Here is an 18,911-nt window from a genome sequence, read left to right as displayed (position 1 = left end):
CCTTGCAGAGGCTCAAGCCGCGCACAAGGTGGAGGCCGCCGGGAAAAGGCGCAGGCGCACCTCCCCCGGCCACCTCCGCAGGAATGGACGGCTCAGTTCCCCTCGAATCGCGGCGCGCGCTTCTCCACAAAGGCGGCGGCACCCTCGTGGAAATCCCTGGTGCCGGCACTGGCCACGAAGGCATCGCGCTCGGCATGGAGCTGGTCGGACAGGCTGTGGCTGAAGGACGAGCGCAAGAGGTGCTTGATGCGGCCATAGGCCAGCGTTGGCCCGGCGGCGAGGCGCCGGGCCAGGGCGTCGGTTTCCGCGGCGAGGTCGGCGGCCGGCACCACCTTGTTGACGAGACCGAGGCGCAGGGCTTCGGGAGCGTCGATGGTGTCGGACAGGAGCGCGATCTCCATGGCCTTGCGCAGCCCCACCACGCGCGGCAGGGAGAAGGTGGAGGAGCCGTCCGGCGAGGTGCCGATGCGGGTGTAGGCCAGGGTCATCTTCATGTCGTCGGCGGCGATGGCGAGGTCCGCCGCCAGCGCCACCGAGACCCCCGCCCCCGCCACCGCCCCGTGCAGGCTGGCGATGACCGGCGCGGACATGGCGGAAAGCGACAGGATGGCGTGGTGGAACGGGTCGATGATGGCGTTCACCACCTTCGGCGCGTCCCGCCCCGCCTCGTGGAAGCGCGCCACGTCGCCGCCGGCGAGGAAGGCCCGCCCCTCGCCGGAGAGCACCACCACCCGGACGCTCTCGTCCTTCGCCACCTTGTCCACCGCGGCCTTCAGCGCCACCACCGCCCCCTCGTGGATGGCGTTGAGCACCTGCGGCCGGTTGAAGCGGATGCGCGCGATGCCATCGGCAATGTCGAGCAGGATGGGGGTCTCGTCGGTGGCGGCGGTCATCGGCGTTCCTCGGATTGGCCAACGGCGCGGAATGCGGCCGGCAGGGCCGCCAAGCTGCCAAAGCGCGCCGGTCCTCACAAGTCGCCGGTCGCGGCGCATGCGGTGGCGCGCGGGGCTTTTCGCCAAATTCTACCAATCTGATAGATTTTACATTTGTGTGTCGCGGTTATTTTCATATTGCGCATTTTTATTCGGTGATTTAGTTTAAGACACATAGGACTTGTAATAATTAGCGCTCGCCCGATGTGAGATGGGAAATTGGAGCGCGGAGCCGCAGACCCATGACCTCTCCCCTGCAGCGCAAGCTGAAAATCACGGGCCCCACCGTCGTCACCGCCAACCGACTCGCGGACGGGGTGGTGGTGTGGCTCACCGCCGACGGCCGGTGGACAGAGACCATCGGCGAGGCGGCGGTGGCCGGCTCGAGCGAGGCGGTGGACGCTCTGCTGGACGTGGCCCATGCCGACGAAAACACCGCGGTGGGCGCCTACCCCGCGCGCGTGGACATCGCGGCGAATGGCACGCCCGCGCCCGCCAACCTGCGCGAGCGCATCCGCGTCGGCGGCCCCACCGTTTCCCTGCCCGGCGCCGCCTGAGGCCACAAGGCCCGTCCGACGCGCGCACATCCGATATCGAAAGTCCGACCCCGATGTATGTCTACGACGAGTTCGATCGCACCTTCCTCCAGGAGCGCGTCGCCGAGTTCCGCGATCAGGTGGCGCGCCGCCTCTCGGGCGAGCTGAACGAGGAGGAGTTCAAGCCCCTCCGCCTCATGAATGGCGTGTACCTGCAGTTGCACGCCTACATGCTGCGCGTGTGCATTCCCTACGGCACCCTGTCCTCGACGCAGCTGCGCGCGCTCGCCGCCGTGGCCCGCAAGTACGACCGGGGCTACGGCCATTTCACCACGCGGCAGAACATCCAGTTCAACTGGATCAAGCTCGCCGAACTGCCCGACGCCATGGCCGACCTCGCCGCCGTGGGCATCCACGGCCTCCAGACCTCCGGCAACTGCATCCGCAACACCACCACCGATCCGTGGGCGGGCGCGGCGCAGGACGAGCTGGAGGACCCGCGCCTTTATGCCGAGGTAATCCGGCAGTGGTCCACGCTGCATCCGGAATTCGCCTACCTGCCGCGCAAGTTCAAGATCGCCATCACCGCGGCCAAGCACGACCGCGCCGCCATCCGCGTCCATGACGTGGGCCTGCGCCTGCGCCAGCGGGACGGGGAGACCGGCTTCGAGGTGATGGTGGGCGGCGGGCTCGGCCGCTCGCCCTATATCGGCAAGACCATCCGCGACTTCCTGCCGAAGGAGCACCTGCTCTCTTATCTCGAAGCCATCCTGCGCACCTACAACCTCGGCGGGCGGCGCGACAACATCTACAAGGCGCGCATCAAGATCCAGGTGCACGAGCTCGGCACCGAGGAATTCGCCCGCCTGGTGGAGGCCGAGTGGGCCGAGATCCGCGACGGCGCCCTGACGCTCGACGACGCAGCTCTCGATGCCATCCGCGACCGGTTCGTGAACCCCGCCTTCGAGGCGCTGGAGGACACGCCGGCGGTGCTGGCGCAGGCGCTCGCCACCGACCCCGCCTTCGCCCGCTGGCACGCCAATTCCGTCGCCCCGCACAAGGTCGCGGGCCATGCCATCGTGACCTTGTCGCTGAAGCCGGTGGGCGGACCGCCCGGGGACGCGACCGCCGACCAGATGGACGCCATCGCCGACCTCGCGGACCAGTACGCCCACGGCGAGATCCGTGTCGCCCACGAGCAGAACCTCACCTTCCCCCATGTGCGGCAGAAGGATCTGCCCGCCCTGTGGGCGAAGCTGAAGGCCATCGGCGTCGCCACCCCGAATGTGGGCCTGGTGACCGACATCATCGCTTGCCCGGGCCTCGACTACTGCTCGCTGGCCAACGCCCGCTCGATCCCCATCGCGCAGAAGCTCACCGAACGCTTCGCGGATGACGCCCGCATCGCCGACATCGGCCGGCTGCACCTCAACATTTCCGGCTGCATCAATGCCTGCGGCCACCACCATGTGGGCCATATCGGCATTCTCGGGGTCGAGAAGAAGGACGAGGAGTTCTTCCAGATCACCCTCGGCGGCAAGGGCAATTCCAAGGCGCGCATCGGCGAGCTGCTGGGCCCCGCCGTTCCCGAGAGCGAGATCGTGGACGTGGTGGAACGCCTGGTCGACACCTATCTCGACCTGCGCACCTCCCCCGCCGAGACCTTCATCGCCGCCGTCGAGCGCCTCGGCCTCGAGCCCTTCAAGGAGCGCGCCTATGCCTCTCGTTAAGAACGGCGCGCCCGCCGCCGACGCCTTCGTCTCCATCGCCGATGGCGAAGCCCTGCCCGACGGGCCGGTGATCGTCTCCGCCGAACGGCTGCTGTCGGAGGGCCCCGCCTTGTCCGCCCGCAACGGCGACCTCGGCGTCGCCTGGCCGAACAACCGGGACGTGGCGGAGCTCCAGCCCTTCCTCTCGCGCCTGTCGCTGATCGCCCTCACCTTCCCGAAGTTCCGCGACGGACGCGCCTACAGCCAGGCGCGGCTCCTGCGCGAGCGCTTCGGCTTCAAGGGCGAGCTGCGCGCGGTGGGCAACGTGCTGCGCGACCAGGTGCTGTTCATGGTGCGCGCCGGCTTCGATGCCTTCTCGTTGGAGAAGGAGGCGGACGCCGCGGCCTTCGGCAAGGCGGTCGCCACCTATTCCGTCTTCTACCAGCCCACGGGCGACGGGCGGGCCACGGTCCGCGACGCGCGACGCGCCGAACTTGCGGCGCAGGGGTGACCCATGAATGCCATTGAACGCACCCTCCCCCTGATCGACGTGCCGGCGCTCGACGCCCGGCTGCAGGCTGCCCCGCCCCTGGAGATCATCGCCGCGGCGCTCGACGCCTTCCCCGGCCGTGTCGCCGCCGTATCGTCCTTCGGCACGGAATCGGCGGTGCTGCTGCACATGATCTCGCAGGTGGACAAGGCGACACCGGTGCTCTTCCTCGACACCGGCCACCTGTTCGAGGAGACGCTCACCTACCGCGACACGCTGGCGGAGAGCCTCGGCCTGACCAACGTGCAGACCTTCAGCCCGGACCCGATCGCCCTGGCGGCGCGGGATGCGGAGCGGGCCCTGTGGTCGGAGAATCCGGACGCCTGCTGCGCCGTGCGCAAGGTGGAACCGCTGGCCCGGGCGCTGGCGCCCTATGCGGCGTGGATCAACGGGCGCAAGCGCTACCAGGCGACCACGCGCACCGCCATTCCCTTCGTCGAGCTGGACGGGACGCGGGTGAAGTTCAATCCCCTGGCCGCATTCGGGCGCGACGACCTCCTTGCCTACATGGAGGCCCACCATCTGCCGCGCCATCCGCTGGAGAAGCACGGCTTTGCCTCCATCGGCTGCATGCCCTGCACCACCCGCGTCCAGCCGGGCGAGGATCCGCGCGCCGGCCGCTGGCGCGGCAAGGCCAAGACGGAGTGTGGTATCCATTTCGGCGATGGGATTTAACTTAATTCCATAGAATTGGTGATATTACGTATTGACACCCGGATGAGGCCGGTGGCATCGTTCGCTACATCGAACGAATGATCCGTTTGCCGGACCCTTTTCGCCGGAGGTTTACATGCCGTCTCGCCGCACCTTCCTGGGCACCGGGCTCGGCGCCGCCGTTGCCGCGCTCGTCCTCTCGGCCGGAGCAGCGCTCGCCGCCGAGACTGTGCTCCTGAACGTGTCCTATGACCCCACCCGCGAGCTCTACGTGGCCGTCAACAAAGCGTTCGGCGCGGAATGGGCCAAGAGCCACCCAGGCGACACGCTCAAGGTCAACCAGTCTCACGGCGGCTCGGGCAAGCAGGCCCGCTCGGTCATCGACGGCCTGGACGCGGACGTGGTGACGCTCGCCCTCGCCTATGACATCGACGCCATCGCCGAGAAGGGCATCCTTGCCAAGGACTGGCAGAAGCGGCTGCCGGACAATTCCGCGCCCTATACCTCGACCATCGTGTTCCTGGTGCGCAAGGGCAACCCGAAGGGCATCAAGGACTGGGACGACCTGGTCAAGCCCGGCATCAAGATCGTCACTCCCAACCCGAAGACCTCCGGCGGCGCCCGCTGGAACTATCTTGCCGCCTGGGGCTACGCGCTGAAAAAGAACGGCGGCGACGAGGCCAAGGCGAAAGACTTCGTCAAGGCGCTGTTCAAGAATGCCCCTGTCCTCGACACCGGTGCCCGCGGCTCCACCGTTACCTTCGTGGAGCGCGGCATCGGCGACGTGCTGATCGCCTGGGAGAACGAGGCTTACCTCTCGGTGAACGAGCTCGGCCCGGACAAGTTCGACATCATCACCCCGTCCCTCTCCATCCTCGCCGAGCCGCCCGTCGCCGTGGTGGACAAGGTGGTGGACAAGAAGGGCACCCGCGCCGTCGCCGAGGCCTACCTCCAGTTCCTCTACACGCCGGAAGGCCAGGAGATCGCGGCCAAGAACTACTACCGCCCGCGCGACGAGCAGGTCGCGGCCAGGTACAAGGACAAGTTCGCCCCGGTGCAGCTGTTCACCATCGACCAGGTGTTCGGCGGCTGGCAGAAGGCTCAGAAGACCCATTTCGGCGACGGTGGCGTGTTCGACCAGATCACCGGCAACTGAACCGCGGCTTTCGCCGCACCCTCAACCGCAGCCGCCTCCCGGTGCTCTCGCCGGGGGGCGGTTGTGCTGTCGGGGCCCCGAGACGCAAGACCCGCCAGAGCCTATAAGAACGTCCCCATGAGCGCCTCACCACCCCGCCTCGCCTTTCGCCAGCCGAGCGTCATCCCCGGCTTCGGCATTGCGCTCGGCCTGACCCTCACCTGGCTCGGCCTCATCGTGCTGCTGCCGCTCTCGGCGCTGTTCATCAAGACCAGCGAGCTCACCTTCGAGCGCTTCATCGCCATCGTCACCGCGCCGCGCACGCTGCACGCGCTCCAGGTGTCGTTCGGCCTGTCGCTCGCCGCCGCCCTGGTCAACGTGGTGTTCGGCTCCATCGTGGTGTGGGTGCTGGTGCGCTACGAGTTTCCGCTCAAGAAGGTGGCGGATGCCATCATCGACATCCCCTTCGCCCTGCCCACGGCGGTGGCCGGCATCGCGCTGACGGCGCTCTATGCGGAGAACGGCTGGATCGGCTCCCTGCTGGCGCCGCTCGGCATCCAGGTGTCGTTCACGCCCCTCGGCATCCTGGTGGCGCTCGTCTTCATCGGCCTGCCCTTCGTGGTGCGCACGGTGCAGCCGGTGCTGGCCGACCTCGACAAGGAGCTGGAGGATGCCGCCGCCAGCCTCGGCGCCAGCCGCCTGCAGACGCTCACCCGGGTGGTGCTGCCCTCGGTCTGGCCGGCGCTGCTCACCGGCTTCGCCCTCGCCTTTGCCCGCGCGGTGGGCGAATACGGCTCCGTCATCTTCATCGCCGGCAACCTGCCCGGCGTGTCGGAGATCGCCCCGCTGCTCATCGTCATCCGCCTCGAGGAGTTCCGCTACGCGGATGCGACCGCCATCGCCACGGTGATGCTGCTCGCCTCCTTCGTGCTGCTGCTCATCATCAACCGCCTGCAGCGCTGGGCCGAAGAACGCGGGGGTCGGAACGCATGAGCGCCCTCGACCACGTCGCCGCCAGCGAGGGCATGCCCTCGGCGCTCGCCCAGTCGCGCGCTTATACCGGCCATGGCGGCCGGCCGGTGCGCACCGAGCCGCGCTGGGTGCGCATCACGCTCACGGCGATCGCGCTCGCCTTCCTGTTCCTGTTCATCGGCCTGCCGCTGGTCACCGTCTTCTACGAAGCGTTCCGGCGCGGCTGGGCGGCCTATGTGGCGGCGCTGGTGGAGCCGGACGCGCTCGCCTCCATCCGCCTCACCCTGATCGTGGCGGCCATCTCGGTGACGGCGAACCTGCTGTTCGGGCTGGTGGCGGCCTGGTCCATCGCCAAGTTCGAGTTTCCCGGCAAGAGCCTGCTCATCACCCTCATCGACCTGCCCTTCTCCGTCTCCCCGGTGGTGGCCGGCCTCGTCTACGTGCTGCTGTTCGGCGCGCAGGGCCTGTTCGCGGCCGAGCTGGCGGCATGGGACATCAAGATCATCTTCGCCCTGCCGGGCATCGTGCTCGCCACCATCTTCGTCACCTTCCCCTTCGTGGCGCGCGAGCTGATCCCGCTGATGCAGGAGCAGGGGACGTCCGAGGAAGAAGCGGCCATCTCGCTGGGCGCCTCCGGCCTCTCCACCTTCTTCCGTGTGACGCTGCCCAACGTGAAATGGGCGCTGCTCTACGGCGTGCTGCTCTGCAACGCCCGCGCCATGGGCGAGTTCGGCGCCGTTTCGGTGGTCTCGGGCCATGTGCGGGGCCTCACCAACACCATGCCGCTGCACATCGAGATCCTCTACAACGAATATCAGTTCGTCGCGTCCTTCGCGGTGGCGTCGCTGCTGGCGCTGCTGGCGCTGGTGACGCTCATCGCCAAGACCATCCTGGAACACCGCCTCGCCGAGGGAGACAGATGACCATCGACGTCGTCGGCGTCACCAAGCGCTTCAAGACTTTCGCAGCGCTCGACAATGTGAGCCTCACCATCCGCTCGGGCGAGCTCGTCGCCCTGCTCGGCCCCTCGGGGTCGGGCAAGACCACGCTGCTGCGCATCATCGCCGGCCTCGAATGGCCCGACACGGGAGAGGTGCGCTTCGACGGGGAGGACGCGCTGTCGCGCTCCGTGCGCGAGCGCAACGTGGGCTTCGTGTTCCAGCACTATGCCCTGTTCCGGCACATGAACGTGTTCGAGAACGTGGCCTTCGGCCTGCGCGTGCGGCGCGGCGCGGACAAGCTGCCCGAGGCCGCCATCCGCGAGAAGGTGAACGAGCTGCTCTCTCTGGTGCAGATCGACTGGCTGGCCGAGCGCTATCCCTCCCAGCTCTCCGGCGGCCAGCGCCAGCGCGTGGCGCTCGCCCGCGCGCTCGCCATCTCGCCCCGCGTGCTGCTGCTGGACGAGCCATTCGGGGCGCTGGACGCCAAGGTCCGCAAGGAGCTGCGCCGCTGGCTGCGCCACCTGCACGAGGAGCTGCCGGTCACCTCCGTGCTCGTCACCCACGACCAGGAAGAAGCGCTGGAGCTGGCCGACCGCGTGGTGGTCATGGGTCACGGCCGGATCGAGCAGGTGGGCTCGCCCGCCGAGGTCTACGACAATCCGGCCACGGCCTTCGTGCACGACTTCATCGGCGAGACCATCGCTTTGCCCGGCGAGGTGCGCGGCGGCGCGCTCTATCTCGGCACGCGGGCGCTGGGTCTCGATTCGCAGGGCGTCGCGGACGGGCCGGCGCGCATCCTCGCCCGCCCCCACGACGTGGACCTCGCCGACCCGGCCGCCACCCCCTTCGCCGGAAAGGTGCTGGCGGTGCGCACCTTCGGGCCGACCCGGCGGGCCGACGTGGCGCTCTCCGGCTCGAGCGGCCCGGTCATCGTCGAAGCCGCGGTTCCCCACGGCCAGACGCTGGAGCCGGGCACCGAGGTGGGCCTGATGCCGCGTCGCTACAAGGTATTTCCTCAGGCTTCGCATTAGGGCGAGGCGGCGAAAGCCCCGCTGCGACAGGGATGTGTCCCGGTGGGGGGGACGACCGGCGGCCGGCGCCGCGCCGGTTTCGCACGGCCTGACGATTTTTCGCCACGGGGCCGTGGTGAATGAATCATGCGGCATGCCGCATCGGCGGCCGGAAGGGAGAAGGCCCGTGCCCGCGTTTGTTCTCGTCGCATTGGGTGCCCTCGGCGCCGTCGCCCTCGCGCGGGTGATCACGGCGGAGACACGTCGGATCAACGAGGCCCTCGACCGCCACCGCGCGGCCGACACCGGCGAGCTGGAAACCATCCCGCTGGAGCGGGACCCGGTCACCGGCGACTATCGGCCACGAAAGAACTGACCTTCAAACGCACGGCATCCCGGCACAACCGCTTTCGCCGGATCCGGGAGGCCCACCGCTCAGTCGTGCGAGGGGCCGCAGGCGGGAGCCGGGCGACCGGAGGCCGTGGCCCCGCCACGGCCGGAGGCGCCGGCGGCGGCACGGCGCGCCGCCTGGCTTTTCTGGCGCTCGCTCTGGAGCGCATAGAGGCCCGCGCCCACCACCAGGGCCATGCCGATGGCGGTCCAGCCATCCGGCAGGTCGCCGAAGACAAAATACCCCGACACCAGCGCACCCAGCACCAGGAGGTAGCGCATGGGCGAGACCGAGGCGACGGGCGCGCTGCGGAAGGCGAAGACAAGCGCAAGCGTACCGACCGCGAACACGATCCCCGCAACGGCGAGATACGCCAGCACCCGTGGTGAAGGCATGATCCAGGTTTCGGAAAGGGCGAAGACGGCGCTGGTGGCGCACAGCACCAACGTGCCGGAAAACCCGACCACCGCGCCGGGAATCTGCATGCCGATGCCGCGCGTGGAGACATCGCGCACCGCACCGAAGAAGGCGGCGAGCAGCGGCAGGATGGCGACGATGTGGAAGGTCGAAGGCTCCGGCCGGGTGACGATGACCGCGCCGAGAAAACCGATGATGATCGCGCACCAGCTGCGCCAACCCACCTTTTCGCCCAGCATGGGAACGGCGAGCGCCGTCGTGATGAGGGGCGTGGCCATGTAGATGGTGGTCGAGGAAGCGATGGGCATCACCGCGAGCGCCGCCACATAGACGAACGTGGTCAGCATATCGAGCGAGGACCGCAACGCCACGCGGGGGTGAAAGGCGTAGCGCAGGGCCGGCAGGTCCCCACCGCGCACGATGAGGAGGAACAGCACCACCCCCGCAAGCAGCGAGCGCGCCCCAAGCGCCTCGCCGAGCGGTATTTCCTGCAAAGACAGCTTCAGGAAGGTGTCGTGGGTCACAAACATCGCCATGGCGAGTCCCATGGCAACCACGCCCTTCAGGCTTGAAGAGGCTCTTGCTGCGGTGCTCATGAAGCGCACCCCCGCTCTTGCCCGCGCGCGGCCCGCGCACAGGACACAAGACAGGAAGGCGTCCGGGAAACGAAAGCTTCGCCAGCGCGGAAGCGCGCGGCGGGCCGGGGCAGGATCACAGCCGTCCTCTTTGGGTTTTCTCCCGCAGGGCGAACCGGTCGTCCGCCCCTCATCGATTTGATAGAGGAGATTTAGCCTACGGCGGGTAAACCGCGCCCTGCTCAATTGCCGGAGCTGACCGGCGAGCCCTTCGCCCCCGGCATGCCACCGCCACCTCTTCGCCGCAATCCGGCCAGAGCGCGTTCCGATCGGATCGAAACAGAAGCTGTTTCCGGTGATCGGCGAAGCTCCCTCCGGCCTATTGAACCAGGCCGGATTCAGCAGTCTCGACGGTCAGCCGCCGGTGGTGCTCATGTGCCGGCCCACGGCGGGCTGGCGGGTGCGGCGATCGATGACGAAATCGTGGCCCTTGGGCTTGCGGAAGATGGCCTCGTCGATGGCCGCCTGCAGGACCGCATCATCCCTGGTGGCCCGCAGCGGCGCGCGCAGGTCCGCCGCATCCTCCTGACCGAGGCACATGTAGAGGGTGCCGGTGCAGGTGACCCGCACCCGGTTGCAGCCCTCGCAGAAATTGTGGGTGAGCGGCGTGATGAAGCCGAGGCGTCCGCCGGTCTCCTTCACCTCCACATAGCGCGCCGGGCCGCCGGTGCGGTAGGCGATGTCGGTCAGGGTGAAGCGCTCTTCCAGCCGCGCACGCACGTCGGACAGCGGCAGATACTGGTCGACCCGTTCCTCGCCCACCTCGCCGAGCGGCATCACCTCGATGAGGGAGAGGTCGTGACCCTCCCCGTGCGCCCATTCCATCATGGACGCGATCTCGTGCTCGTTCACGTCCTTGAGGGCGACGGCGTTGATCTTCACCTTGAGCCCGGCCGCCTTGGCGGTGCTCACGCCTTCCAGGACCTTGGAGAGCTCGCCCCAGCGGGTGATGGCGCGGAACTTCGCCGGGTCCAGCGTGTCGATGGACACATTGATGCGCTTCACCCCGCAGGCCGCAAGGTCCGCCGCATGGCGGGCGAGCTGGGAGCCGTTGGTGGTCAGCGTCAGTTCCTCGAGCTGCCCCGTCTCCAGATGGCGCGAGAGGGAGCGGAACAGGGTCATCACATCCCGTCGCACCAGAGGCTCGCCGCCGGTGAGGCGCAGCTTGCGCACCCCGCGCAGGACGAAGGCGCTGCACAGGCGGTCCAGTTCCTCCAGGCTGAGCAGATCCTGCTTGGGCAGGAAGGTCATGTGCTCGGCCATGCAATAGACGCAGCGGAAATCGCAGCGGTCGGTGACGGACACGCGCAGATAAGTGACGGCACGGCCGAACGTGTCCATCAGCGGGCCGGCCTTGGCCGCAGCCGCCACGCTCGGTCGGTCGATCAGATCCCTCGGCATGTCGCTCACAGGCTTACTCCCGGTCACCACGCTGCGCCGCCCCGGCCTGCCGACTTTATCGCCCGCCGATCTTCAGGACCGCCGCGATCCCACGGCTGCGGCAGACGGCGGACTTCGGCACTTGGTCTATATATCGTATGCAAGGCTCGGATGGATAGGGCGCGGCGGGCAACACATTCCGGTGTGGCCGCCAGCGCCGTGCAATTGGAGAAAATCATGGCAGCGACTGCCCCGCGGCCCCCTGGCCCACCGAGCTGCGCGTGGTGAACGAGCGCCACGCCCTCGCCGTCACCTTCGATGATGGCACCAGCTTCACCCTGCCGGCCGAATATCTGCGCGTGGAAAGCCCCTCCGCCGAGGTGCAGGGCCACATGCCGGAGGAAAAGATCACCATCCCCGGCAAGCGCGCCGTGCGCATCGCCCAGGTGGAGCCGGTGGGCAACTACGCCGTGCGCCTCATCTTCGACGACGGCCACGGCACCGGCCTCTACACGTGGCCGCTGCTCTACAGCTACGGCCTGGAGCAGGAAGAGAAGTTCGGCGCCTATCTCAAGGCCCTGGAGGCGCAGGGGTTGTCGCGGGGATAGGCGGCTTTCCCGGCGTGCGAACGAGGGCGGGAGCAGCGCCGTGGCGCGTCCGAAAGGCGTTCGCCTCCTCTCCGGAAAGCACGCCGTCGGCGTCCGTGTCCGCCGACGTGAACAGCGCTTCCACCAGCGCGTCGTAGCCTGCTCGCTGCAGCGCGGGATCGTCGGGCGTCAGCGGAGCTTCGCTTTTCGGGCCGCGGATAGAGGGGGTATGCGCGGGTAGCGCGGCGAGCATCTCGTCCAGGGAGACTCGCCCGTTCTTGTCGAGGTCATAGGTGGCCACGGCGCTGCGGAACAGCATATCGGGATCGTAGGTCTGGCCTGCACGGGTGGGGCGCTGGGAAACCGCTATGGTCCTCGCCTCGCGTTCGGTGACCACCTTGTCCCCGTCGAGGTCCAGCGAAAGGAAATAGGCGATGGCCATCGCGCGGCGCGACGCCATGTCCAGCTCAAGGACAATGGTATCGTCTCGCCAGTCGATGACTCCATCGTCATTCTTGTCGAAGGCGACGAACCATTCCCCGGCCCGCGCGGCCAAATCCTTCCGCGCCAGGCCCGGTTGAAAACGGCCCACAAGCCGCCACTCCACGGTGCCCAGCGTATGCACGAACATCAGGGCTCCGGCCGGCGCGCTCGCAAACAAGGCGGCGACCAGAAACAGGCTGGACAGGGGCACGCTCCAGGCGCTCCCCTGCCGCCGGCACCGGCCCCGGCCGGCTGGGCGAACGAGCCTCACTTCACCCGTTCGAGGATCGACACGTAGTTGGCGACCGCCGCCCCGCCCATGTTGAAGATGCCGGCCACCTTGGCGCCCTCGATCTGCATGTCGCCGGCCTCGCCCATGAGCTGCATGGCCGAGAGCACGTGCATGGAAACGCCGGTGGCGCCGATGGGGTGGCCCTTGGACTTGAGGCCGCCCGACGGGTTCACCGGCAGCTTGCCGGTCTTCTCGGTGATGCCCTCGCGCACCACCTTGTAGCCTTCGCCGGCCTTGGCGAGGCCCATGGCCTCGTACTCGATCAGCTCGGCGACGGTGAAGCAGTCGTGGGTCTCCACGAGATCAAGGTCGTCAAGGCTGAGGCCGGCCGCCTCCAGCGCCTTGGCCCAGGCGCGGCGGGCGCCCTCGAAGGCGATGGGATCGCGCCGCGACAAAGGCAGGATGTCGTTGGCCTGGGCCCGGGCGCGGAAGCCGACGGCGCGCTGCAGGGTCTCGGCCACGTCGGGCGAGGCGATCACCAGGGCTGCCGCGCCGTCGGAAACCAGCGAGCAGTCGGTGCGGCGCAGCGGCCCCGCCACGTAGGGGTTCTTCTCGGAGACGGTGTTGCAGAACTCGAAGCCGAAATCCTTGCGCAGCTGCGCATAGGGATTGGAGACCCCGTTCCTGTGGTTCTTCGCGGCGATACGGGCGAGCTCCTCGGAGCGGTCGCCGTAGCGCTGGAAATAGAGCTGGGCGATGCGCCCGAACACGCCGGCAAAGCCGCCGTCAATGTCCGCCTCTTCCTTGCGGTAGGAAGCGTTCAGCAGGATGTCGCCCACCTCCGCCGTGGGCTTGGCGGTCATCTTCTCCGCCCCGACCACCAGCGCGATGCGCCCCTGCCCGCTCTCGATATAGTTGAGCGCCGAATGGATGGCGGCGGAGCCGGTGGCGCAGGCGTTCTCCAGGCGCACCGCCGGGGTGTGGGCGAGCTCCGGCACGCTCAGCGCCGGCATGGCGCCCTGGAAGTCCTGCTTCTGGAAGCCGGCGTTGAACACGCCCACATGGATGGAATCCACGTCCGTAGGCGAGATCCCCGCATGCTCGATGGCGGCGCCGGCGACCCGACCCATGAGGGCCTCGGTGTCGGCGTCCTCAAGCTTGCCGAAGGGCGAATGCGCCCAGCCCACGATGGCGGCCTTGCTTTCCATAGGTTTCCTCCCGGCGGCGCGACGCCGCGCTGGCGTTGGTCTGACGATCAGATAAGGGTGCGCCGCGCCTTATGACAGGCCGGCGATGAACCCGTCCGGCATCACGAAGATGTCGCGGGCGGCCGGCACCGAGGGCAGGCCGGGCATGGTCATGATGTCGCCGGCGAGCGCCACCACGAACCCCGCCCCCGCCGACAGCCGCACCTCGCGCACCGGCAGCACATGCCCCGTCGGGGCATTGCGGGCGGCCGGATCGGCGGTGAAGGAATATTGCGTCTTCGCCATGCACACCGGGAGCGCCCCGAAGCCGGCGGCCTCGAACTCCTTCAGGCGGGCCGTCGCGGCGGAAGAGAAGTCCACCCGCTCCGCCCGGTAGATCTGGCGGGCCACGGTCTCGATCTTCTGCGCCAGCGGCATGTCCTCGGGGTAGAGGAAGCGGAAGGTGGAAGGTCGCTCCACCAGCTCCATCACCGCCCGGGCCAGATCCTCGGCCCCGCTGCTGCCGTTGGCCCAGTGCCGGCAGACATGCACGCCGACGCCGAGGCCGGCCAACGCTTCGGCCACGGCGGCCACTTCTTCCGGCGTGTCGCCGGTGAAATGGTTGAGCGCCACCGCCACCGGCAGGCCGAATTTGGTGAGGTTCTCCACGTGGCGCTTCAGGTTCTCGCAGCCACGCGTCACCGCCGCCACATCCGGCGCGCCAAGCCCCTTGAGCGGCACGCCGCCGTGCATCTTGAGCGCCCGCACCGTCGCCACCACCACGGCGGCCGAGGGCGCGAGCCCCGCCTGCCGGCACTTGATGTCGAGGAACTTCTCCGCACCAAGGTCGGCGCCGAAGCCTGCCTCGGTCACCACCACGTCCGCGAGCGCGAGGGCGCTCCTGGTCGCCATCACCGAATTGCACCCGTGGGCGATGTTGGCGAACGGGCCGCCGTGGACGAAGGCGGGCGTGCCCTCCATGGTCTGGACCAGGTTCGGCTGGAAGGCGTCGCGCAGCAGCGCCACCATGGCGCCGATGCCCTCCAGCTCCGCCGCCCGCACCATGCGCCTGCCGCGCGTCTGGCCGATGACCATGCGGGAGAGGCGTGCCTCCAGGTCCTCCAGCCCGTCGGCGAGGCAGAGGATGGCCATCACCTCGCTCGCCACCGTGATGTCGAAGCCGTCCTCGCGGGGAAAGCCGTTGGCCGGGCCGCCGAGACCGATGGTGACCTGCCGCAGCGCGCGGTCGTTGAGGTCCATCACCCGCCGCCACGCGATGCGCCGGGCATCGAGGTCGAGGGCGTTGCCCCAGTGGATGTGGTTGTCGATCAGCGCCGACAAAAGGTTGTGCGCGGCGGTGATGGCGTGGATGTCGCCGGTGAAGTGCAGGTTGATGTCCTGCATGGGGATGATCTGGGCCCGGCCGCCGCCCGTCGCCCCGCCCTTGGCGCCGAAGACCGGGCCGAGCGAGGGTTCGCGCAGGCACACCGCGGCCTTCATGCCGGCGCGGGACAGGGCATCGCCGAGGCCGATGGTGGTGGTGGTCTTGCCCTCGCCCGCCGGCGTCGGATTGATGGCGGTGACAAGCACGAGCCGCCCGCGCGGGCGGTCTTCGAGGTCGGCGATGAAATCGAGGGAGAGCTTTCCCTTGTGGGGGCCGTAGCGGTAGAGCGCCTCCGCCGGAATGGCGAGCTTCGCCGCCACCTCCCCGATCGGCAGGGGGGTGACGCTGGCTGCGATGGCCGCGTCGGACGCGGGATCGAGCGGGCGGGCAGTTCTCTGGTGCATGAATGGGTCCCCGGACCGCCAGAACCTACCGGGTCCCGCCGCCAGAGGGAAGCATCCTTGCCCCTGACGCCTTCCCGCTCGCCCGGCAGGCCGCCACCGGTCCGGGTTTGGCGCGCATTTGGGCACCGGCCCCGATCAGACGGCAACAAGCGGATCGGTGATGTCTCCGGCTCCAGCGCCCGGCCCCGAGACCGCGCCATCCGGCGCGCCCTGGTGGATACCGGAGATGAGCCTACTGGGCGGCGGTCGCCGCGGCAGGGGCGGCGGTCTGGTCCTCCGCCTTGCGCACCGGCGGCGCCGGCTGCTCGGCCGTGTCGAGACCCTTCTCGATCTTCTGCACGATCTTCGGCAGGTCATCGGGATCGGGCTTCAGGTCGCGGGCATGGGCCCACTGGAAGGTCGCCTCCAGCTTGCGGCCCACCTTCCAGTACGCGTCGCCGAGATGGTCGTTGATGACCGGGTCCTGCGGCATCAGCTCGACCGCCCGCTCAAGCTCCGTCACCGCCTCATCGTAGCGGCCGAGCTTGTAGTAGACCCAGCCGAGGCTGTCGACGGTGGGACCGTCATCGGGGCGAAGCTTCACCGCCTTGCGAATCAGGTTGAGCCCCTGGTCGAGGTTCATGCCCTGATCCACCCAGGAATAACCGAGATAATTCAGCACTTCAGGCTGGTCCGCACTGAGCTCGATGGCGCGCTTCAGGCTCGCCTCGGCCACCGGCCAGTTTTTGCTGCGCTCGTTGCACATGCCGTTGAAGTAGAACAGCGGCCAGTCGGCCTTGCTCGGCTGGGGCACGAGCGTGATGGCCCGGGAAAACGTCGCGGCGCACTCCCCGAACATCTTGTGGGTCATTTCGATCATGGCCAGGGCACGCAGGGCGCCGAGGTCCTTCGGATCGGCCGCGATCAGCTTTTCGAGGCTGGCGCGTCCGTCCACGAATTTGTCGATGGCCGCCAGGTTCACGGCGCGGCGGATCTCCGCCTCGCGCTTGAGCGGCGAGTCGGCCGGCACCGCCTCATAGAACGTGATCGCCTTGCCCGGCTGCCGCACGCGATCGTAGATATCTGCGAGGCTGAAGCTGGCGAGGGGGTGATCGGGCTGGAGCCAGGTGGCGAACTGGAGATAGAGAAGCCCCAGGTCCTCGCCGCCTTGCCGGCCGAGCTGGGAGCCGAGGTCGAAGAGCACCTCGGCAGCCCCTTCCTGCGGCGTCTTCACCCGCGGGGGAAGCGACTTGCCGGCCTTGAGGTCCTTGATCGCCTGCTGCGCGAACACATCGCTGGACGCCAGCTGGGCGAAACTGGAATAAGCCGCCAGCGCCGCGGGGATGCCCTCGTTGCGCGATGCCCAGCGGGCGTAGGCGTCCACTGCCGGCGACCAGCCCGGATCCATCTTCATCGCCTGTTCGAGGCGCTTGCCGGCCTCCTTCTTCATGCCCGCGGCATCGAGGATGAGGCCGGCGTGAAGTTCCTTGAGCGGCGCGGACCCGGCCGGGCCTTCGAGGCGGTCGAGATGCTCAACCGCGCCCTTGGCGTTGCCGGTGCCGAGGAGGGTCCAGGCGGCGAGGAGGGTCTTGGTGAGATCGCCCACCGGCCCGGCCACCGAAAGGGCGAGATGAGTGCGCGCACTCTGGTAGTGGCCCTTGCGGATGGCCCGCACCGCCAGCGCGAGCCGCGCGATCCGATTGGTCCGGTCCGTCTTGATCAGGCGATCGGTGAGCTTCATCGCCTCGTCGATCTGGCCGTCGACGAGCATGAGGTAGAAGGTGCGCTCGACGATCTCGTCGTTGCGCGAATCGAGCCGCAGCAGGTTGCGCAGATAGGTGATGGCCGCGTCGTTGTCCCGCTCGGAAATGGCGAGGCGCGCTGCGAGGTAGCTTCCGGTGAGCGATGCGTCCACGTCCGGCGGCGTATCAGCGCGAGCCGGCCCGGCGAAATGAAGCACTGCAGCAAATCCCGCAGCCAGGGCCACGGAGAAGAAGGGGCGTGAATTCGTCACCGATCGCGTGTCCTGAAGTGCCGGCCGGGGGAAACGAATGTGCCATCCACCACGGCGAGATGGCGGGAGGATGGCGGCTTTCCCGGGCTGCCGCAAGTTTTGCGGGTGCACACACGCGCCGCCGCGTGGCGCCGCTGCCGCCTTGCCGCACCGTCGCCGTCGCGGCATAAGCCCCGACCATGGACATGCTTCGCGCCCGCGCACCGGCCAAGATCAACCTGACGCTGCGGGTCACGGGGCGGCGGGCGGACGGGTTTCACGATCTCGCGAGCCTCGTGGCCTTCGCCGGCGCGGGCGACCTCTTGACCTTGATACCGGAGTGCCCGCTTTCGCTTGCGGTGGCGGGCCCTACGGCGGCGCTCGCCGGCGCGGACGCGGACAATCTGGTGCTGCGCGCCGCCCGCGCCTTCAGCGAGGCGGTGCCCGAGGCGCGGTTGGGGGCGTTCGTCCTGGAGAAGCGCCTGCCGGTGGCGGCCGGGCTTGGTGGCGGCTCGTCCGACGCGGCGGCGGCGCTGCGACTGCTCGGCGCGCTGAACGGCTTGGCGCCGGACGATCCGCGCCTGTTCGAGGCCGCCCGCGCCACCGGCTCCGACGTACCGGTATGCCTTGATCCCAAGGCGCGGATGATGACCGGCGTGGGCGATCGTCTCTCCGCCCCGCTCGCGCTTCCCCTGCTGCCCGCCGTGCTGGTGAATTGCGGCGTCGGCGTGCCCACCCCCGCCGTGTTCCGCGCCCTCGGCCTCGCGCCGGGCGAGGACCTGCCCGGCCCCGCCCATCCGCCAGCCCTGCCGCGCGAACGGTCCGCGCTGGCCGCCGTCCTCGCCGCGATCCCCAACGATCTCGAGCCGCCGGCGATGCGCCTCGCGCCGGAGATCGCCCGCGCGATGGGGATCCTCGCGGCCTCGCCCGAGGCCCGCTTCGTGCGCATGTCCGGCTCCGGCGCCACCGTATTCGCCCTCACCGACACCTGCCGCACGGCCGCGGCGCTGGCACGGCGCGTGCTGGCGCAGGAACCCACCTGGTGGGTCAAGCCCACGGTGCTGAGGTGACGAGATGACGCTGCCGGCTTTCCTGCTCGCCGCCCTCGGGGAAATCGCCGGCTGCTTCGCCTTCTGGCATGTGGTGCGGCTCGGCGGCTCGCCATGGTGGCTACTCGCCGGCGTCGGCAGCCTCGCCGGTTTTGCCTATGCGCTGACCTTCGTGGAGGCGGACGCGGCAGGCCGTGCCTTTGCCGCCTATGGCGGCGTCTACATCCTTGCCTCCCTAGCCTGGCTGTGGGCGGTGGAAGGCGTGCGCCCCGATCGCTGGGACGCGACCGGCGCGCTCCTATGCCTCGCCGGAGCGGCCGTCATCGTCTTCGGCCCGCGCGGCTGAGGCCG

General features: G+C 68.9%; 19 protein-coding genes. 12 read left to right on the top strand and 7 right to left on the bottom strand.

The genetic code is table 11. The annotated features are described in order from the left end of the window. Positions 1-92: 92 nt before the first annotated feature. A complete protein-coding gene (locus EZH22_RS16435) occupies positions 93-893 on the bottom strand; it encodes an enoyl-CoA hydratase/isomerase family protein (RefSeq protein WP_203191621.1) in 801 nt (266 codons plus the stop codon). Positions 894-1,174: 281 nt separating this feature from the next. Here EZH22_RS16435 and EZH22_RS16430 point away from each other — a divergent pair, with 281 nt between their 5' ends. The 9 genes from EZH22_RS16430 (at position 1,175) to EZH22_RS16390 (ending at position 8,815) form a co-directional block, all read left to right on the top strand. Beyond that, the gene (locus EZH22_RS16430; RefSeq protein ID WP_203191620.1) at positions 1,175-1,489 is read left to right on the top strand and encodes a DUF2849 domain-containing protein; all 315 of its coding nucleotides are present in this window, start codon (positions 1,175-1,177) and stop codon (positions 1,487-1,489) included. Positions 1,490-1,542: 53 nt separating this feature from the next. Beyond that, positions 1,543-3,198 (top strand): nitrite/sulfite reductase, encoded by a 1,656-nt coding sequence (locus tag EZH22_RS16425; protein WP_203191619.1) that lies wholly within the window; start codon positions 1,543-1,545, stop codon positions 3,196-3,198. Then, positions 3,185-3,688 carry a DUF934 domain-containing protein gene (locus EZH22_RS16420; RefSeq protein WP_203191618.1) on the top strand — a complete coding sequence of 168 codons (504 nt, stop codon included), beginning with the start codon at positions 3,185-3,187 and terminating at the stop codon, positions 3,686-3,688. Before EZH22_RS16425 ends, EZH22_RS16420 begins: the two co-directional genes overlap by 14 nt. 3 nt (positions 3,689-3,691) lie before the next feature. Then, positions 3,692-4,402 carry a phosphoadenylyl-sulfate reductase gene (locus tag EZH22_RS16415; protein ID WP_203191617.1) on the top strand — a complete coding sequence of 237 codons (711 nt, stop codon included), beginning with the start codon at positions 3,692-3,694 and terminating at the stop codon, positions 4,400-4,402. A 115-nt stretch (positions 4,403-4,517) separates the two neighbouring features. Then, a complete protein-coding gene (locus EZH22_RS16410) occupies positions 4,518-5,537 on the top strand; it encodes a sulfate ABC transporter substrate-binding protein (protein ID WP_203191616.1) in 1,020 nt (339 codons plus the stop codon). A gap of 117 nt (positions 5,538-5,654) precedes the next feature. Next, positions 5,655-6,509, top strand: a complete 855-nt coding sequence (cysT, locus tag EZH22_RS16405) for a sulfate ABC transporter permease subunit CysT (RefSeq protein WP_203191615.1) — start codon at positions 5,655-5,657, stop codon at positions 6,507-6,509. A gap of 32 nt (positions 6,510-6,541) precedes the next feature. Further along, the gene (cysW, locus tag EZH22_RS16400; RefSeq protein WP_203196584.1) at positions 6,542-7,411 is read left to right on the top strand and encodes a sulfate ABC transporter permease subunit CysW; all 870 of its coding nucleotides are present in this window, start codon (positions 6,542-6,544) and stop codon (positions 7,409-7,411) included. Next, the gene (locus EZH22_RS16395) at positions 7,408-8,460 is read left to right on the top strand and encodes a sulfate/molybdate ABC transporter ATP-binding protein (protein WP_203191614.1); all 1,053 of its coding nucleotides are present in this window, start codon (positions 7,408-7,410) and stop codon (positions 8,458-8,460) included. Before cysW ends, EZH22_RS16395 begins: the two co-directional genes overlap by 4 nt. A 166-nt stretch (positions 8,461-8,626) precedes the next feature. Continuing rightward, entirely contained in the window at positions 8,627-8,815 is a 189-nt protein-coding gene (locus tag EZH22_RS16390; RefSeq protein WP_203191613.1) for a hypothetical protein, read from the top strand. Positions 8,816-8,874: 59 nt separating this feature from the next. On the opposite strand, the gene EZH22_RS16385 is transcribed toward EZH22_RS16390, so the two are convergent. Both EZH22_RS16385 and moaA read right to left on the bottom strand, forming a co-directional pair. Then, complete coding sequence (locus EZH22_RS16385) at positions 8,875-9,783, bottom strand: DMT family transporter (protein ID WP_203191612.1); 909 nt, start codon at positions 9,781-9,783, stop codon at positions 8,875-8,877. 453 nt (positions 9,784-10,236) lie between these two features. Next, complete coding sequence (moaA, locus tag EZH22_RS16380) at positions 10,237-11,283, bottom strand: GTP 3',8-cyclase MoaA (protein ID WP_203196583.1); 1,047 nt, start codon at positions 11,281-11,283, stop codon at positions 10,237-10,239. Between the two features lie 263 nt (positions 11,284-11,546). Between moaA and EZH22_RS16375 the strand changes: the two genes are divergently transcribed. After that, positions 11,547-11,870, top strand: coding sequence for a gamma-butyrobetaine hydroxylase-like domain-containing protein (locus tag EZH22_RS16375; protein WP_231711005.1), 324 nt, complete (start codon positions 11,547-11,549; stop codon positions 11,868-11,870). On the opposite strand, the gene EZH22_RS16370 is transcribed toward EZH22_RS16375, so the two are convergent. The 4 genes from EZH22_RS16370 to EZH22_RS16355 form a co-directional block, all read right to left on the bottom strand. Next, on the bottom strand, positions 11,833-12,543 hold the full coding sequence (locus EZH22_RS16370) for an EF-hand domain-containing protein (protein WP_203191611.1): 711 nt from the start codon (positions 12,541-12,543) through the stop codon (positions 11,833-11,835). The genes EZH22_RS16375 and EZH22_RS16370 overlap by 38 nt on opposite strands. A gap of 56 nt (positions 12,544-12,599) precedes the next feature. Further along, entirely contained in the window at positions 12,600-13,772 is a 1,173-nt protein-coding gene (locus EZH22_RS16365; protein WP_203191610.1) for an acetyl-CoA acetyltransferase, read from the bottom strand. 69 nt (positions 13,773-13,841) lie between these two features. After that, positions 13,842-15,539, bottom strand: a complete 1,698-nt coding sequence (locus tag EZH22_RS16360; RefSeq protein WP_203191609.1) for a formate--tetrahydrofolate ligase — start codon at positions 15,537-15,539, stop codon at positions 13,842-13,844. Positions 15,540-15,771: 232 nt separating this feature from the next. After that, positions 15,772-17,532: a tetratricopeptide repeat protein gene (locus EZH22_RS16355; protein WP_203191608.1), complete on the bottom strand. Its 1,761-nt coding sequence runs from the start codon at positions 17,530-17,532 to the stop codon at positions 15,772-15,774. A gap of 179 nt (positions 17,533-17,711) precedes the next feature. Here EZH22_RS16355 and EZH22_RS16350 point away from each other — a divergent pair, with 179 nt between their 5' ends. Beyond that, the gene (locus tag EZH22_RS16350; RefSeq protein WP_203191607.1) at positions 17,712-18,581 is read left to right on the top strand and encodes a 4-(cytidine 5'-diphospho)-2-C-methyl-D-erythritol kinase; all 870 of its coding nucleotides are present in this window, start codon (positions 17,712-17,714) and stop codon (positions 18,579-18,581) included. A 4-nt stretch (positions 18,582-18,585) separates the two neighbouring features. Further along, complete coding sequence (locus EZH22_RS16345; RefSeq protein WP_203191606.1) at positions 18,586-18,906, top strand: YnfA family protein; 321 nt, start codon at positions 18,586-18,588, stop codon at positions 18,904-18,906. Positions 18,907-18,911 lie beyond the last annotated feature (5 nt).

This window comes from Xanthobacter dioxanivorans, from assembly GCF_016807805.1.
GTDB lineage: Bacteria > Pseudomonadota > Alphaproteobacteria > Rhizobiales > Xanthobacteraceae > Xanthobacter > Xanthobacter dioxanivorans.
The sequence above is the reverse complement of the archived record's forward strand: the minus strand, read 5'-3'. Positions and strand labels throughout refer to the sequence as shown.

What these genes read in the sequence shown, in the direction of transcription:
- EZH22_RS16435 (WP_203191621.1), bottom strand. Translation starts at nt 893, where the DNA reads ATGACCGCCGCCACCGACGAGACCCCCATCCTGCTCGACATTGCCGAT.
- EZH22_RS16430 (WP_203191620.1), top strand. Translation starts at nt 1,175, where the DNA reads ATGACCTCTCCCCTGCAGCGCAAGCTGAAAATCACGGGCCCCACCGTC.
- EZH22_RS16425 (WP_203191619.1), top strand. Translation starts at nt 1,543, where the DNA reads ATGTATGTCTACGACGAGTTCGATCGCACCTTCCTCCAGGAGCGCGTC.
- EZH22_RS16420 (WP_203191618.1), top strand. Translation starts at nt 3,185, where the DNA reads ATGCCTCTCGTTAAGAACGGCGCGCCCGCCGCCGACGCCTTCGTCTCC.
- EZH22_RS16415 (WP_203191617.1), top strand. Translation starts at nt 3,692, where the DNA reads ATGAATGCCATTGAACGCACCCTCCCCCTGATCGACGTGCCGGCGCTC.
- EZH22_RS16410 (WP_203191616.1), top strand. Translation starts at nt 4,518, where the DNA reads ATGCCGTCTCGCCGCACCTTCCTGGGCACCGGGCTCGGCGCCGCCGTT.
- cysT (WP_203191615.1), top strand. Translation starts at nt 5,655, where the DNA reads ATGAGCGCCTCACCACCCCGCCTCGCCTTTCGCCAGCCGAGCGTCATC.
- cysW (WP_203196584.1), top strand. Translation starts at nt 6,542, where the DNA reads ATGCCCTCGGCGCTCGCCCAGTCGCGCGCTTATACCGGCCATGGCGGC.
- EZH22_RS16395 (WP_203191614.1), top strand. Translation starts at nt 7,408, where the DNA reads ATGACCATCGACGTCGTCGGCGTCACCAAGCGCTTCAAGACTTTCGCA.
- EZH22_RS16385 (WP_203191612.1), bottom strand. Translation starts at nt 9,783, where the DNA reads ATGGCGATGTTTGTGACCCACGACACCTTCCTGAAGCTGTCTTTGCAG.
- moaA (WP_203196583.1), bottom strand. Translation starts at nt 11,283, where the DNA reads ATGCCGAGGGATCTGATCGACCGACCGAGCGTGGCGGCTGCGGCCAAG.
- EZH22_RS16365 (WP_203191610.1), bottom strand. Translation starts at nt 13,772, where the DNA reads ATGGAAAGCAAGGCCGCCATCGTGGGCTGGGCGCATTCGCCCTTCGGC.
- EZH22_RS16360 (WP_203191609.1), bottom strand. Translation starts at nt 15,539, where the DNA reads ATGCACCAGAGAACTGCCCGCCCGCTCGATCCCGCGTCCGACGCGGCC.
- EZH22_RS16350 (WP_203191607.1), top strand. Translation starts at nt 17,712, where the DNA reads ATGGACATGCTTCGCGCCCGCGCACCGGCCAAGATCAACCTGACGCTG.
- EZH22_RS16345 (WP_203191606.1), top strand. Translation starts at nt 18,586, where the DNA reads ATGACGCTGCCGGCTTTCCTGCTCGCCGCCCTCGGGGAAATCGCCGGC.